Source organism: Nitratireductor indicus C115 (genome assembly GCF_000300515.1).
In the GTDB taxonomy this organism is placed as follows: domain Bacteria; phylum Pseudomonadota; class Alphaproteobacteria; order Rhizobiales; family Rhizobiaceae; genus Nitratireductor; species Nitratireductor indicus.
In genome coordinates, this window is record NZ_AMSI01000014.1 from 110,014 (window position 1) to 124,742 (window position 14,729).

The 14,729-nt window shown below is 61.6% G+C and carries 12 protein-coding genes; 3 read left to right on the forward strand and 9 right to left on the reverse strand.

The window, feature by feature from the left end; genetic code table 11:
* Position 1: 1 nt before the first annotated feature.
* Positions 2 to 1,207 carry an ABC transporter substrate-binding protein gene (locus NA8A_RS18755; RefSeq protein WP_009451951.1) on the reverse strand — a complete coding sequence of 402 codons (1,206 nt, stop codon included), beginning with the start codon at positions 1,205 to 1,207 and terminating at the stop codon, positions 2 to 4.
* A 249-nt stretch (positions 1,208 to 1,456) separates the two neighbouring features.
* Between NA8A_RS18755 and NA8A_RS18760 the strand changes: the two genes are divergently transcribed.
* Positions 1,457 to 2,368 carry a LysR family transcriptional regulator gene (locus NA8A_RS18760; protein ID WP_009451952.1) on the forward strand — a complete coding sequence of 304 codons (912 nt, stop codon included), beginning with the start codon at positions 1,457 to 1,459 and terminating at the stop codon, positions 2,366 to 2,368.
* Positions 2,369 to 2,414: 46 nt separating this feature from the next.
* Here NA8A_RS18760 and NA8A_RS18765 read toward each other — a convergent pair whose 3' ends face one another.
* From NA8A_RS18765 to NA8A_RS18775, 3 genes are all read right to left on the reverse strand, one after another.
* Positions 2,415 to 3,755, reverse strand: coding sequence for a D-amino acid dehydrogenase (locus NA8A_RS18765; RefSeq protein ID WP_338086167.1), 1,341 nt, complete (start codon positions 3,753 to 3,755; stop codon positions 2,415 to 2,417).
* Positions 3,756 to 4,041: 286 nt separating this feature from the next.
* Positions 4,042 to 4,785, reverse strand: a complete 744-nt coding sequence (locus NA8A_RS18770; RefSeq protein ID WP_009451954.1) for a sulfite exporter TauE/SafE family protein — start codon at positions 4,783 to 4,785, stop codon at positions 4,042 to 4,044.
* Between the two features lie 119 nt (positions 4,786 to 4,904).
* Positions 4,905 to 5,858, reverse strand: coding sequence for an AraC-like ligand-binding domain-containing protein (locus NA8A_RS18775; protein WP_009451955.1), 954 nt, complete (start codon positions 5,856 to 5,858; stop codon positions 4,905 to 4,907).
* A 218-nt stretch (positions 5,859 to 6,076) separates the two neighbouring features.
* Here NA8A_RS18775 and capB point away from each other — a divergent pair, with 218 nt between their 5' ends.
* Positions 6,077 to 7,855: a caprolactamase subunit beta gene (gene capB / locus NA8A_RS18780; protein ID WP_009451956.1), complete on the forward strand. Its 1,779-nt coding sequence runs from the start codon at positions 6,077 to 6,079 to the stop codon at positions 7,853 to 7,855.
* 27 nt (positions 7,856 to 7,882) lie between these two features.
* Positions 7,883 to 9,961, forward strand: a complete 2,079-nt coding sequence (gene capA / locus NA8A_RS18785; RefSeq protein ID WP_009451957.1) for a caprolactamase subunit alpha — start codon at positions 7,883 to 7,885, stop codon at positions 9,959 to 9,961.
* A 129-nt stretch (positions 9,962 to 10,090) separates the two neighbouring features.
* On the opposite strand, the gene NA8A_RS18790 is transcribed toward capA, so the two are convergent.
* The 5 genes from NA8A_RS18790 to NA8A_RS18810 are packed head-to-tail and all read right to left on the reverse strand — an operon-like array spanning position 10,091 to position 14,685.
* On the reverse strand, positions 10,091 to 11,086 hold the full coding sequence (locus NA8A_RS18790; RefSeq protein ID WP_009451958.1) for an asparaginase: 996 nt from the start codon (positions 11,084 to 11,086) through the stop codon (positions 10,091 to 10,093).
* A 1-nt stretch (position 11,087) separates the two neighbouring features.
* Entirely contained in the window at positions 11,088 to 12,329 is a 1,242-nt protein-coding gene (locus NA8A_RS18795; RefSeq protein WP_009451959.1) for an ABC transporter substrate-binding protein, read from the reverse strand.
* Positions 12,330 to 12,338: 9 nt separating this feature from the next.
* Complete coding sequence (locus NA8A_RS18800; protein WP_009451960.1) at positions 12,339 to 13,421, reverse strand: CobW family GTP-binding protein; 1,083 nt, start codon at positions 13,419 to 13,421, stop codon at positions 12,339 to 12,341.
* The gene (locus tag NA8A_RS18805) at positions 13,418 to 13,756 is read right to left on the reverse strand and encodes a hypothetical protein (RefSeq protein ID WP_009451961.1); all 339 of its coding nucleotides are present in this window, start codon (positions 13,754 to 13,756) and stop codon (positions 13,418 to 13,420) included. The genes NA8A_RS18800 and NA8A_RS18805 overlap by 4 nt, the downstream gene beginning before the upstream one ends.
* Before the next feature lie 47 nt (positions 13,757 to 13,803).
* Positions 13,804 to 14,685 (reverse strand): polysaccharide deacetylase family protein, encoded by an 882-nt coding sequence (locus NA8A_RS18810; protein ID WP_009451962.1) that lies wholly within the window; start codon positions 14,683 to 14,685, stop codon positions 13,804 to 13,806.
* Positions 14,686 to 14,729 lie beyond the last annotated feature (44 nt).

Consider the following 14,729-nt stretch of genomic DNA (forward strand, 5'->3'; position numbering starts at 1 on the left):
GTCACTGGCTGACCAGAGGGCAGCCGCTTTCGGACGGTTTGATATAGGCTTCATCGCCCGGAATGGTCGCCAGGACATTGTAATAGTCCCAGGGCTCCTTGCTGTCGGCGGGCTTCTTCACTTCCATCAGATACATGTCATAGATCATGCGGCCGTTGGCCCCAACCTTGCCGTTCTTGGCGAAGAGGTCATTGACGGGCATCTCGTGAAGTTCCTTGGCGACAGCTTCCGTCTCGTCGGTGCCGGCTTTCTCGATAGCCTTCAGATACTGCATCACCGCCGAATAGGTGCCTGCCTGGATCATGTTGGGCATACGTTGGGTGCGCTCATAGAAACGGCGGGCGAACTCGCGCGATTCATCGTTGCGATCCCAGTAGAAGCCTTCAGTGAGCGTCAGGCCCTGCGCAGCCTCAAGGCCAAGGCCATGCACTTCCGCGAGAGTGAAGAGCAGTGCGGCAAGGCGCTGGCCGCCCGCCACGATGCCGAATTCGGCGGCCTGCTTGATGGCATTGGCCGTATCGAGACCGGCATTGGCCAAGCCGATGACCTTGGCACCGGAAGACTGGGCCTGCAGCAGGAAGGAGGAGAAATCCGTGGTGGCGAGGGGATGACGCACAGCGCCGAGCACCTTGCCTCCCTTGGACTTGGCGAAATTCCCCGTTTGCTCCTCAAGCGAATAACCGAAGGCATAGTCAGCCGTCAGGAAGAACCAGGTGTCACCGCCCTGCTCCACCAGCGCGCCGCCCGTACCAACCGCAAGCGCATGCGTATCATATGCCCAATGGAAACCGTAGGGCGAGCACTGCGGCCCGGTTAGTTCCGTCGTCGCGGCGCCCGTGACGATATCGATCTTCTTCTTTTCCTTGGAAATGCCCTGGACGGCGAGCGCCACCGAAGAGGTGGTCAGTTCCATGATCGCGTCGACCTGCTCGGTATCATACCATTGGCGCGCGATGTTCGAGGCGATGTCCGGTTTGTTCTGGTGATCGGCAGTGATGACCTCGATCGGCTTGTCCAGAACCTTGCCGCCGAAATCCTCCGCAGCCATCTTGGCTGCTTCGTAGGACCACTTTCCGCCAAAATCCGCATAGACGCCGGACTGATCGTTCAAGATACCGATCTTGACCTTCTCATCCGAGACCTGAGCCATGGCCGGCAGGGCCGTGGCAGTCATCAGGGCTGCGGATACAAGAGCGAGTAGTTTCATTACTGTCCTCCCAATAGGTGATCGCGGATTGCGCAACGGCGCATGAAATCGACGTTCCCGACCCGTGGAGCAGACAACTTCTCCTCATGCCCACCCCACAGGCAAATCGGCGCATGTTTTCAATGCGACGAGACCGGCGCAGATTGCGGGTCTCCCTTCCCATGCGCGATCATAACCCGAGTCATAGCATTGACCTTTCCGCACACAACCAATTATTTTCGCACAAACTCGGTACAAAAACGTACAGACATGCGCTCATTCTCCTGGGACGATCTTCAGTTTTTCCTCGCTGTGGCAAGAACCGGGCAGCTTTCCGCCGCCGCCCGGAAGCTGCGTACGAACCATGTCACGGTCTCCCGCCGGATCGACCGGCTGGAGCAATCGCTGGCTGCCCGACTCTTTGAGCGCAACCCGCGCGGCTATGTCCTGACTGCAGCCGGCGAAAAGCTCGTGGAGAGGGCCGAAGCCATCGAGCGGGAGGCGGCAGGGGTGGAGAGCGAGGTGGCCGGCGGCACCGCTCCCGTGAGCGGTGTCGTGCGCATTAGCACCTTGGAAGGATTCGGGAATTTCTTCCTGGCAGATCGATTACCGAATCTTGCCCAATCGTTGCCCGCCCTGTCGATCGAGCTGCTCATCATCCAGCAGATCGTCTCCCTGTCACGGCGCGAAGCGGACATGTCGGTAACCCTTTCGACCGCCCGGACGAACTCCCACCACTATGAAAAGATTTCGCTTTACCGGCTGTTCCTCTACGCCTCACGCGACTATCTGGAGCGGCATCCGCCGGTGCGCAGGAAGGCCGATCTCGCCAATCACCGGATCATCGGATATATCGAGGACATGATCTTCACGCCGGGCCTGGACTACCACCGGGAAATCCTGCCCGGGGCCCGTGCATTCTACCAAAGTTCTAGTATCCATGCCCAGCTCGCGGCAACGCGAAAGGGGCTCGGCCTGTGCGTGATGCCGCACTTCATGGCACGCCACTATCCCGATCTCGTGCCGGTCATTCCAAAGGAGATTCATCTGGAGCGCTATTACTGGTGCATCGCGCATCAGGACATGGCGACAGCACCGCGCATCCGGATGCTGACCGACTTCATAAAGACCGAGGCCAAGAAGGCCGAAGCCGATTTCCACGGCCAGGCCCTCCTGGATTGAGTGCTTCATCGCAGGCCGGGCATATCTTCCCGACCCGTCATGGGTTTCAGCTTCTGCCCAGTGCCAGGGCGGAAGGATCGATATCCGGTTTGCGCCCATCCAAGATGTCCGCGAGAACGCGGCCCGAACCGCAAGCCATGGTCCAGCCCAGCGTGCCATGACCGGTGTTGAGGAACAGGCCTTTCACCGGAGAAGCGCCGATATAGGGCGGGCCATCGGGGGTCATCGGGCGCAGGCCGCACCAGAAGCTCGCTTCACGAACATCGCCACCTTCGGGGAACATGTCCGTGAACGAGTGTTCGAGAGCCAGGCGGCGCGGATGGCGCGGCGTGAGATCGTAGCCAGCAAGTTCCGCTGTCCCACCGACGCGAATACGGTCGCCAAGGCGGGTAATCGCGGTTTTGTAGGTCTCGTCCATGACCGTGGAAACCGGCGCGGCATCCGCGTTACGCACCGGCAGGGTGAGCGAATAGCCCTTGACCGGGAAGACCGGGATGCGGATGCCAAGCGGCTTGAGAAGCAGAGGCGAATAACTGCCAAGCGCCACCACCACCGCGTCGGCTTCCATCAAGCCGCTGGAGGTCCGGACGCCAAGGACGCGACCGCCTTCGGTGACGATTCCGCCGATCTCCGTGCTCCAGTGAAAACGCACGCCAAGGCCTTCGGCGATTGCCGCCAGACCTTCGGTGAAGAGACGGCAATCGCCGGTCTCATCGCCGGGCAGACGCAATCCGCCCACGAAGCCCGCTTTTGCAGACGCCAGACCCGGCTCACGAGCAATGCAACCGGCCCGATCGAGCACTTCATGCGCCACGCCGAACTCGTTCAGGACCTCGACATCCTTGCCGATGCCATCAAGCTGGTCCTGCGTGCGAAACAGCTGAAGAGTTCCCTGGCTGCGCTCATCATAGCCCAGCCCTTCCTCCGCACGAAGCGCGCGCAGGCAGTCGCGGCTGTATTCGGCGATCGGCACCATGCGCGCCTTGTTGCGGGCATAGCGGACTGAGGTGCAGTTTCGCAGCATCTTCAGCATCCACAGCCACATGGCCGGGTCGAGATGCGGACGCACGACCAGAGGACCGTGGCGCATCAACATCCATTTGACCGCCTTGAGCGGGATGCCGGGGCCGGCCCAAGGTGCAGAATAACCGGGCGAAACCTGCCCGGCATTGGCAAAACTCGTTTCCAGCGCGGGACCAGGCTGCCGGTCGACGAGCACGACTTCATGGCCGGCCTTGGCCAGATAATATGCGGTCGTCACGCCAATGACGCCGCCCCCGAGAATGAGCGTTTTCAACTCTGTGTCCTTGCGATCGAAAAGCCATGCGGCATGCCGCGGCGAGCGGGCATGTCCGGGCTTCTTCCCAAAATGTCGAATGCGGTTCAGGTGCCGACACTTTCACTGCGCGCGCGGGCGCCGGCTGCTTGGGAGTGTGGCCCCCTGGTAGCGAAACCGCTTGGCCTCACGCCAGGGGCTGTAGGGATGCCATCAGGCCACCCGCATGATTGAAAAAGCGGCGGCGGCGAGCATCAATCGCAAGGATGATCGACATGTCTGCAATCGCGCGGTTGCGTTGAAGCCGCTCTGTACCTCAAGTTCGGAAAGGTTTCCAGCCCCCTGGCATATTCAAATTAGGCCAGCAACGATGTCCGGGATGTCCACTGCCCACCGCTTACAGAAGGCGCAGGAAGAAGACGAGGCTCATCACCGCGCCCACGAGAATGACGATCCCGCGCACCACGGAAGCGGGCAAGGCGCGGGCGAGCGGCGCGCCCGCATAGCCGCCGATGGTGGCCGCCGCCATCATGACGACCGCCTGCGGCCAGGCAACGATGCCCGCAAGCGCAAAAGTGGCGACCGAAATTGCGGAAAGAATGAAGGAAAGCCCGTTCTTGAGGCCGTTCATCGCGTTCAAATCCCGCATTCCCCAGAAGGAGAAAAGCGCCAGAAGAACGATCCCCAGCCCGCCATTGAAATATCCGCCATAGACGGCGACGGCCAGGGTGCCGAGCCAGCCTTCCCTTTGCTCGCCGCCCTGCCCGCGCGCCCATGCCTGCATCCTTGAACCGAAAGCAAAGATCAGCGTGGCGGCGGCAAGCAGGAACGGCACGACGATGGAAAATGCCTCATTGGACGAAACGAGCAGAAGCAGCGAACCGACCAGACCACCCGCGGCCGTCAACAAACCGATGCGCAAAAGCCGCTTGCGATCGAAAGCCGCCAGTTCCTTGCGAAAACCGACAGCTCCCCCGAGATAGCCGGGGAACACGGCAACGGCGCTCGTTGCATTGGCCGCGACAACCGGAACACCCGTATAGACAAGGGCCGGAAAGGTGAGGAAGGTGCCCCCTCCCGCGACCGTGTTCAGGGTTCCCGCGAAGAAGGCCGCGAGCGCGAGGATGACATAGTTCGTCATGAAGGGCTTCCCGAATAGCGTGACACGCAAGGTCTAGACCGGTTCACCGTTTCATGGAAACGCTGTCCCTCTCCATCCCCTTGTTTTGCCACTGCATCGGGCGGCACGCGGTCCGAATTTCAGGAAAGCATCATCTGCCGGCGATACTCGCCGGGGGAGCAACCGACCTGCTGCTTGAACAGACGGGAGAAGTGGGCGACGTCGCCGAAACCGCGTCTGAAGCAGATCTCGGCAATGGACATCTTCGTTCCCGGTGCGCGCAGGTCCGCCTTCACCGCCTCGATACGCAGGTCGCGCACCCATTGGCCGAGCGTGCGCTCGGTATCGCGGAAGAGCTCATGCAGATAACGCACGGAGATGCCGCAGCAGCGCGCGATCAGATCGGGATCGAGTTCTCGCCGGTGAAGGTTGGCGCGCACGAAATGTTCCACACGGCTCAGATGCGCCGCGCGCACGGAGGACCCGCCCGAGGTGAGCGTGCGTTCGTCCGCATGGATCGACAGCGCCAGAAGATCGACCAGTTGCAACCCCACCGCAGCACGGGCTTCCTCGTTCATCGCCTCGAAACGCTGGGGGATGTGGTGAAGCATATCCACGAACAGGCCGGAGATACCGCCACGTGCCGTGAACTGCATACCGCAGAAGCGGTCGGGCGAGCGGATGCGGCCGCCAAGCGCGGAAGCCTCGACCTTCATCACCCAAAGGTCGGCGCGCTCGCCATAGCTGAACTCATAGGGTTCATGGCTGCGCTCGATGATGTAACCGCCCGGCTTGCAATAAACCTCGCGACCCGACTGGGAGAAAAAGACCTCGGTCTTCATCGGTATGGTGATGAGGAGGTGCTCCTGCTCGTCGCAGGTGAGATGTCGGGGATGGCGGTGATAGGAAAGCGCCTCGGAGCGCAAGCGTGACAATGACACGCCGCCCAGCGACCACTCCTCCAGCCGGCCACCGAAGCGATCCGGCTCCCGGAAGTGCAGGTCGAGAGGGAAATAGGCCTGCGCTATCGCGCTGTGCCAGTGCACACTGCGATTTGCAGGATCAACTCCGCTTGTCGATATCAGCGTCCTCATCCGGCAATCTCCTCATTGCAGGATAGGATAGAAACAGCCGGCGCACAAACGCGGTGCAGGCCCAGTGCACTGGGCGACAATATATCCCGCACTGACGCGCAAAGACATGCGCGGCTTCCCGTTCCTACTGTTGCCGAGGAACAAAAAACAAACAGGAACGACATGGAGGAGGCTCGTGCCTGCACGGCGGATTCCATGCGTCCGCGAAAGGCATGAGGATGGAACAGATCGTCAAGAAACAGGAGCAGGCATCGGGGAGCGGCGTGGACCCGATCACGCTTTCCGTGGTGCGCGGAATTCTCGAAACCACACAGCGCGAAATGACGCTTTCGCTTGAGAAAACGGCACGCTCGAGCGTCTTCAACCTGGCGCATGACTATTCGACGGCGCTCTTCAACGCGACGCCCGAAATGATCCTGCAGGGGCAGGATATCCCGATCCATCTGGGATCGCTCATTCCGGCGATGAAAGTCGTGTCGGCCTATTTCGGCGACGACATCCACGAGGGCGACCTGATCCTGCACAACGACCCCGCCTATGGCGGCAGCCACGCCATCGACACCTGCATGTACAAGCCCGTCTTCTACAAGGGCGAGCTTGTCTACTGGACGGTCTGCAAAGGGCATTTGACGGATATCGGCGGACCGGTGCCCGCTGGCTACAATCCCGATGCCAAGGAAATCTACGCCGAATGCCTGCGCATCCCCCCGGTCAAGATCTGGGACAGGGGCAAGCCGCGCAACGACGTGCTCAACCTGCTGCTGACCAACATGCGCGCGCGCCGCGACCAGGAAGGTGATTTCAACGCGCTGATCGGCGCCTGCCAGGTGGGCGAACGCAACCTCATCCGAATGCTCGACAAATACGGCAAGGAGCAGGTGGACGCCTGCATCGAGGAGCTTCTGGTGATGGCGGAGCGGCAGATGCGCACGCTGATCCGCTCCGTGCCCGACGGCACCTATGAAGGCACGGCCGTTCTGGAGGATGCCGGGCATGGTTTCGGCGATTTCGACATCACGGCCAAAGTCACCATCAAGGACGACAATTGCCATATCGAGATTTCGAGCCCGCCGCAGGTGCCCTATTTCATCAATTCCTACGAGGGCAATTCCTATTCGGGCGTCTATCTCGGCCTGATGATGTTCGCCCAGCTTCCGCCGCCCTACAATGAAGGGCTCTATCGCTGCGTGAGCGTGAACATGGGACCGAAGGGCACGCTGTGCAACGCCAAGGAACCGGCGCCGCACATGAACTGCACGACAACGCCCATGGAAACCTTGACCGACGCGGTGCGGCTGGCCTTCGAAAAAGCCATGCCCTCGAAGGTCGCGGCCTCATGGGGGCATGCCAACGGCCTCAACATCGCCGGCTGGGACAGGCGTCACGACGAGGAATATGTGACGATGGTGCTCGCCACCATCATCTCGGGCGCCGGCGCGACACCACAACAGGACGGCTGGCACGCCTGCGGGCCCGAATGCTGTTTCGGCGCGCTGACGTCCGGCGACGTGGAACTGCTCGAACATTCCTACCCGATCGTCATCCATCGCTATTCGCTGATGATCGACAGCGGCGGTGCGGGGCTCTACCGCGGCGGCTCCGGCACAGCCTGGGAGGTGGAGCCGCTCGACAGCGACATGACCTTCATCATGTTCGGTGAAGGACGCCGTATTCCAGCACTTGGGGCAGCCGGCGCGGAATCGGAAATGACCGAAACCAAGGTCGGGCGTCTCGAACTCAAGCGCGACGGCAAGGTTGAGACCATCCGCAACAACACGATTGGCGTCATCAAGCCGGGCGAGACCGTGACCAATATGAATCCCGGCGGCGGCGGTTATGGCGATCCCAGAAAACGCCCTGTCGAGAAGGTGATAGCCGATATCAAGCTGGGGCTCGTCTCGCTGGAAGGCGCCAAGCGCGACTACGGTGTCGTTATCGCGGACGAAAAGACCCTGAAGGTCGATCTGGAGGCGACGCGCAAGCTGCGCGCGGCCTGATCCCTTCCCCATTTCAAGGACAAGACCATGAACAGCAAATACAGGCTCGGCATCGATGCCGGCGGCACCTTCACAGATTTCGTTCTGGCGGAACAGACCGGCGGAAGCCGACTCTACAAGACGCTTTCCACGCCAGCAGACCCGACGCTTGCCATCCGCAACGGGCTGGCGCTGATCGCCGAGGATCTGGGTGTGGCGCTGGAGGAGATCATCCCGAATTGCGACCTGTGCATCAATGGCACGACAGTCGGTCTCAACGCGCTGATACAGCACAAGGGCGCGCGCACCGGACTGATCTGCACGGCGGGGCACGAGGATTCCATCGAGATCCGCAACGGCCACAAGGAAGACGGCTATCGCTATGACGCGGAATATCCGCCGGCGGTGATGCTGGTGCCGCGCAATCTGCGCAAGGGCGTGCGCGAACGCGTCCTGTCAAACGGTACGGTGCGCACGCCCATGGAAGAAGAGGATGTGCGGGCGGCCTGCCGGGCCTTCATTGAAGAGGGCATCGAGACGGTCGCGATCTCCTTCGTCTGGTCGGTGCTCCATCCCGATCATGAAAAGCGGGCAGCGGAGATCGTGCGCGAGATGATGCCCGATGCACTCGTCACCATCGGTTCGGAACTCTATCCGCAGGTGCGCGAATACACCCGTACCTCCACCGCCATCACCAATGCCTATCTGGCGCCGATCCTGAAAAACTACGTGACTGCGGTCGACGCCTATTTCCGTTCGCTCGGCGCCAGGGCGCCGGTGCGCTATTTCCAGTCCAACGGAGGGCTCGCCACGGGCAATGTGGTGGCCGACCGCTCGGTCTATGCCATCAATTCGGGTCCGGCCTCCGCGCCGCGTGCCGGCCTGCATGTGACAGAGCCGTTCGACGAGAAGAACGTCATTACCGTCGACATGGGGGGAACCTCGTTCGACATCACACTGACCTATGAGGGCGTTACCAACCTCAACAAGAATATCGACTTCCTGCGCTACCGGATCGGGGTTCCGATGATTCAGGTGGAAACGCTGGGAGCCGGCGGCGGCTCCATCGGCTGGATCGACGACATGGGTCTCCTGCAAATGGGGCCGCAGAGCGCCGGTTCCGACCCGGGACCTGCCTGCTACGGACGAGGCGGGGTGGAGCCCACCACGACGGATGTGAACCTGGTGCTCGGCTATCTCAACCCGGACGGGCTGGTCGGCGGGCGGCTGCCGCTCGACAAGGCCAAGGCAGAGGACGCCATACGCAGCAGGATCGCCGAACCTCTCGGGCTCAGCCTGGAGAAGGCCGCCTATGGCATGTTCACCATCGTCAACGCCAACATGGTCAACGGCATCCGTCGTGTCTCCATCGAGCGTGGCTATGATCCGCGCGACTTCGTGCTGGTTTGCGCCGGTGGGGCGACCGGCGCCCATATCACGGCCATTGCACGCGAGATGGGCATTGACCGCATCATCGTGCCGAAGCTCGCCTCGGGCCTGTGCGCCTTCGGGCAGATCATCTCCGATGTGAAATACAATCACATGGCAACCTGCCCCGTGCGCCTCGACAATGAGGAAGCCTATGAGCGGGTGAACGCCCTCTTCCGCCAGATCGAGCAGGAAGGCCGCGAGCATCTCCACAAGGACGGTTTTGCCGATGACCGCATCCGCATCACGCGCAGCCTCGAAATGCGCTACGTGGGACAGGTGCATGAATGCACGGTGGATGTGGAAACATTCGACATCGACGCGCAGACCGTAGAACGGTTGAAGGACGCCTTCCATCGCCGGCACGAGCAGCTCTACACCTACAGCGAACCGAAGAATACGGTCGAGGTGGTGAACATCGAAAGCACGCTCTACGGCATCGTCGACAAGCCCAGCGACGCCCGCCTTTCCTCAGGCGGCGGAGCGGACAGCGCACTCAAGGGCACCCGCATGGCAATCTTCTCACGCGAGGGCGAGCATACCCGCACCCCGGTTTATGACGGGCGCAAGCTCGGCGCCGGGGATCGTATCGAGGGACCGGCCATCATCGAGGAAGTCACGACCACCATCGTGGTGGAACCCGGCTGGACGGCCGTGCTGCACGAAGGCGGCTCCTACGTGATCTCGGCAAAACGGTAGAGCCGACGGATGTTCGTGAAACGATGAACAGGTTCGAGGGGCGGCTCGCGCCCCTCATCCCCATATCGGGGCTTTCTCCCCGCAGGTGGGGAGAAGGATTGGGGCGTTGCCCGGCTATCCCCTACCGGCTCAGCCCGAATGCGTACCGGCGGCCTTCTCGAACTCGCGGCGGAAATCCTCGATATCCGCACCGCGCCCAAGAAGCACCGACGCAAGGATGCGAGCCTTCAGGCTGCTTAGATCACCGGAGAATATGACGCCCGCATCCGCGAGGTCCTTGCCGCCGCTGCCGCCTCCATAAATGGGGCGGGTGCGGCCCTCGTGACAACGAGAAGCGATGATGACGGGAATGCCGCGCTCGACGATGGGAGCGATTGCCTCGGCAAAACCGTTCGGCGCATTGCCGCGCCCGAACGCCTCGATGACGATGGCGCGCGCGCCCTGTTCGACGGCAAAATTCAGAAAAGCCGGCGAGGCGCCCATGGCGAGCTTCATCAGCTCCACCTCGGGCACGATGCGTTCCACCTTCGCGTTGAAACGTTGCGCGGGGCGGCGGTAGATGAAGACCTTCTCGCCATCCACCTCGCCCAGCTTGCCATAGGAATTGGAGCGGAAGGTATCGACCCTCGACGTGTGCGCCTTGGTCACATCGCGGCCGGCATGAATGTCCTGCTCGAAGACGATCATGGCGCCGAGCCCGCGCGCCGCAGAAAAGGCTGCAACGCGCACGGCTTCGGCAATGTTGCGCGGCCCGTCCGTATCGGGATCGCCCGCATGGCGCTGTGCGCCGGTGAAGACCACCGGCTTGTCGCTGCCAACGATGAGGTCGGCCATGTAGCAGCTTTCCTCCATCGTGTCGGTACCGTGTGTGACGACCACACCATCGCAATCGTCCGAGGCCAGCGCCTCGTCGATGTGTTTCGCCAGCGCAAACGCCAGCGGCAGATCGAAGGCGAAACTGCCGACCGAGCAGAAATCGTCGACGGTGATGTCGATACCTTCGAGGGGATCGTGCAGGCGCGACTTCAGTTCCGCGCCGCTGACATTGGCTACGACCCGGTCTGAGCCTTCCTTGCGGCTGGAGGCGATGGTGCCTCCCGTGGTGATCAATCTGATGTTGCTCATGTCAGGACGCGTTCCGCAAAAATCCGTTTCTCTCGGTCGGTTCTTTTACCAGCTCGGCCCAGCGGCGAACCAGATAATTGTGTTCGTCCATGGTGGTGTTCCAGAGCGCGATATGCGAAGCGCGGTTCCAATAGGAGCCGCCGGAGCGAGAAGCGCCGGGCAGGATGGCCGTGTTGCCGTCCGGACCGCACAGGGAGCTGCGCGCCTCCTTGCCGTCATACCAATAATCCCACTCATCGGGCTTCAGATGCTCGCGTACCCGCTCGGGCACAGGCATATAATAGCCCTGCCGGGCAACCACCGCGCCTGCCCAGCCGGAAATGAACCAGTTGAGATAGGCATACCCCTGGTCGAGCCGGTGGCCTTCCAGGTGGCGCGCGAGACAAAGGCCGCCGTGCCAGGCGCGATAGCCCTCGACCGGCACCGCCTGACGGGTGCGCAAGTGCCGGCTCTTGAGCTGCACCGCGCTCGGCGACCACATGCTTGCGATCCAGACATCACCCCGCTCCATCATCAAGGTGGCTTCCTGCGTGGTGCGCCAGAAAGAGGTGAAATGCCCCTTGCGCTTCAGCGACAAGGCAAGATCGATGAGCTGATCGATCTCATCGACGCTCATATTGCCCAGATCCTTGAAGCTCATGCGGTTGGCCGCGCGCGCGGCAAGCGCGATATCGAAGATGCCGATTGCCGGCTCGTCGACGATGGCGACATGGCCCTTCCAACGCGGATGCAGGAGCTCGGCCCAAGAGCGCACCTCCGAATCCACATCGACGCCGGTGGCGGTCTCGTTGACACCGAAGGAATCGAAATTGTGCACCGTCGGCAGCATGGAGATGTGTGGCGAAGGAACGGAAGAAAGCGAATTGTCCTGCTGCACGTAAAGCCGCGTGACGGGCGCATCGCCGAAGCCCAACGGGGCCGACGCATTGATGCAGCCCTTCTTGGTAAGATCGTTGACCTCGCTCCAGAGCTCGATGCGTTCGAGATCGATCTTCTGAACGGCGCGCCAGTGCCAGACGATATCGAGATTGTGGAAACACTGATCGTAGACATCGTAGCGGTCCGGTTCAGTCGCGGCAATGCGCTGCGCGGTCACGAAATCATGCTGCTCGAAGATCAGTTCGAACCCGAGATCGCGCTCGGCGCGCTCCTGAAGCTGGCGATAGGGAGTGATCTCCGTGCACAGGACGCGGAGCGGCGGGGGCTTTCGCACATGCGCCGAGGGAGCAGCCGGCCTCGTCACGCCCGGCCCCTAGCTCGCCCTGCGAAGGGGCGGTGTGCCACCCTGGGTAAGCACCTTTTCCGACAGGCGATTGAACACATGAAACGACTCTTCGATGCGCGCCGGGTCCAGCCCGTCGACGATGAACACGATGCGTGACTGGCGGCGACGATCCGGCCAGGCGGACATATGAACCGGCGGGTGGACCAGACGCTGCACGCCGTGAATCGCAACCGGACGCTCCTCCCCCTCGATATCAAGGATGCCCTTCACGCGGAAGACCCGGTCGCCATGGCGATTGAGCAGCATGGTCAGCCACATGCCGAAGCCCGTCCAGTCGATCCGCTCCTCGATCACCATGGAAAAGGAGCGCACGGAGGAATGCGCGTGGCCATGATGCCCCTCTTCATCATGATGGTGATGAACGGGTGCTGCGAATTCCTCGGAGAGAGAAAGCGCCTCGCTCAGCCATTCCTCGCTGCGTTCGGTTGAAGCATCGACGAGAAAATCGTCGGCACTTGCTTCCTGCGCGATCACCCGGCGCGCGGATGGATTGAGCCGGCTCAGTTTTTCCAGCAACGCATCGGTATCGGTCGCCTCGTCCATATCGGTCTTGGTGATGACGACCACATCCGCTGCTCCCACCTGCCGCACGGCCTCCAGCCGTTCGTCGAGCTGGCGGGAACCGTTCACCGCATCCACCGTGACCACGACATTTGCGATTGCGAAATGGCTGCGCAGAACCGGGTGTGACTGGATGGTGGAGAGCGCGGGAAAAGGATCGGCCAGCCCCGTCGTCTCAATGACCACGCGGTCGAACCAGGGGATTTCATCCCGGCTGCGCTGGGAATCGAGCTTTTGCAGCGCATCGGCGACTTCGCCACGCACCGTGCAGCACAGGCAACCCGACTTGAGCAGAACGACATTGTCATCGATGCGGTCAAGCAGGTGATGATCGAGGCCCACTTCACCGAACTCATTGATCAGCACGGCGGCATTCGCCATGGCGGGATCGGCAAGGAGGCGCTGGAGCAGCGTTGTCTTGCCCGATCCCAGAAAGCCCGTGAGAAAGTTGACGGGTGTCAGATTGGCCGGGCGCGGCTCAGCAGTCATGACGCAGCCTCGATGCGCTGTTTCAGCCGTTCCAGGAAATCAGGGTCGAGCGGATCGAGCGCGCGCCCTGTCATGGCCTCGGCCTCCGGCCACAGATGGGCGAGGCTCTCGAAAACCTGGGTCCGGCCTGTCGGGCTCGACAGCACATAGGAGGCGCCTTGCCATTCGGCGATCTTCAGCCGTCTGGGCTCGAGCAGCACATTGGCAAGCTTGATGCGGTTGGCAGCTTCACGCCGGCGGTTCAGCCGGTCGGTATTGCGCGTATAGACACCGGGCCGCGCTATGGCGCTGGTCCAGTGATCGTCGCATCCAAGAACACCGCACAGAGAACACATGGGGTTTCCTCCCGCAAGGAACGGGGCGGCGAACCGCCCCGGCCCGCCTATTTTCTGCGCGGATTGCGCTTGGCGAAATCATCCGCCATCTCGTCCATCGTCACGAAGCGGACGCCCTCATGCGACTTCATGTGCTCATAGAGGCGTTCCAGCATCAGGAGCACCTGCGGGCGGCCCGAAACATCCGGATGGATGGTGATTGGGAAGACCGCGTAATCCATCTCGCGGTATACCCAATCAAACTGATCGCGCCACATCTCCTCCAGATGACGAGGATTGACGAAGCCGTGGCTGTTCGGCGATTTCTTGATGAACATCATGGGCGGAAGGTCATCGAGATACCAGTTGGCCGGAATCTCGATCAGGTCCGTTTCCGCGCCACGTTCGAGCGGCTTCATCCAGTCCGAGGGCCTGGCGGAATAGTCGATCTTCGTCCACTTGTCGCCGACCCGCACATAATAGGGCGTGAAATCATTGTGCATCAGCGAGTGGTCGTATTTGATGCCCTTCTTCAAGAGCAGTTCGTTGGTGACGTTGGAGAACTCCCACCAAGGTGCCACGTAGCCGGTCGGGCGCCTGCCCGAGAGGCTGGTGATGAGGTCGATCGCCTTGTCGAGCACCTCTTCTTCCTGCTCCGGGGTCATGGCGATCGGATTTTCATGGCTATAGCCATGGATGCCGATCTCGTGGCCCGCATCGGCCACAGCCTTCATCTGATCGGGGAAGGTTTCCACCGAGTGACCGGGGATGAACCAGGTGGTGCGCAGGCCCAGACGGTCGAACAGTTTCAGCAGGCGTGGCGAACCAACTTCGCCGGCAAACATTCCGCGCGAAATATCGTCGGGAGAATCCTCGCCGCCATAGGAACCGAGCCAACCCGCGACGGCGTCGACATCGATGCCGAAGCCGACCAAAATCTCTTTTGCCATTTTCAAATCTCCCTTGTTGCGGTTTCTGCGGGGCCGGACGACCC

What these genes read in the sequence shown, in the direction of transcription:
- NA8A_RS18770 (WP_009451954.1), bottom strand. Translation starts at nt 4,785, where the DNA reads ATGACGAACTATGTCATCCTCGCGCTCGCGGCCTTCTTCGCGGGAACC.
- NA8A_RS18800 (WP_009451960.1), bottom strand. Translation starts at nt 13,421, where the DNA reads ATGACTGCTGAGCCGCGCCCGGCCAATCTGACACCCGTCAACTTTCTC.
- NA8A_RS18775 (WP_009451955.1), bottom strand. Translation starts at nt 5,858, where the DNA reads ATGAGGACGCTGATATCGACAAGCGGAGTTGATCCTGCAAATCGCAGT.
- capB (WP_009451956.1), top strand. Translation starts at nt 6,077, where the DNA reads ATGGAACAGATCGTCAAGAAACAGGAGCAGGCATCGGGGAGCGGCGTG.
- NA8A_RS18755 (WP_009451951.1), bottom strand. Translation starts at nt 1,207, where the DNA reads ATGAAACTACTCGCTCTTGTATCCGCAGCCCTGATGACTGCCACGGCC.
- NA8A_RS18790 (WP_009451958.1), bottom strand. Translation starts at nt 11,086, where the DNA reads ATGAGCAACATCAGATTGATCACCACGGGAGGCACCATCGCCTCCAGC.
- NA8A_RS18760 (WP_009451952.1), top strand. Translation starts at nt 1,457, where the DNA reads ATGCGCTCATTCTCCTGGGACGATCTTCAGTTTTTCCTCGCTGTGGCA.
- NA8A_RS18810 (WP_009451962.1), bottom strand. Translation starts at nt 14,685, where the DNA reads ATGGCAAAAGAGATTTTGGTCGGCTTCGGCATCGATGTCGACGCCGTC.
- NA8A_RS18805 (WP_009451961.1), bottom strand. Translation starts at nt 13,756, where the DNA reads ATGTGTTCTCTGTGCGGTGTTCTTGGATGCGACGATCACTGGACCAGC.
- capA (WP_009451957.1), top strand. Translation starts at nt 7,883, where the DNA reads ATGAACAGCAAATACAGGCTCGGCATCGATGCCGGCGGCACCTTCACA.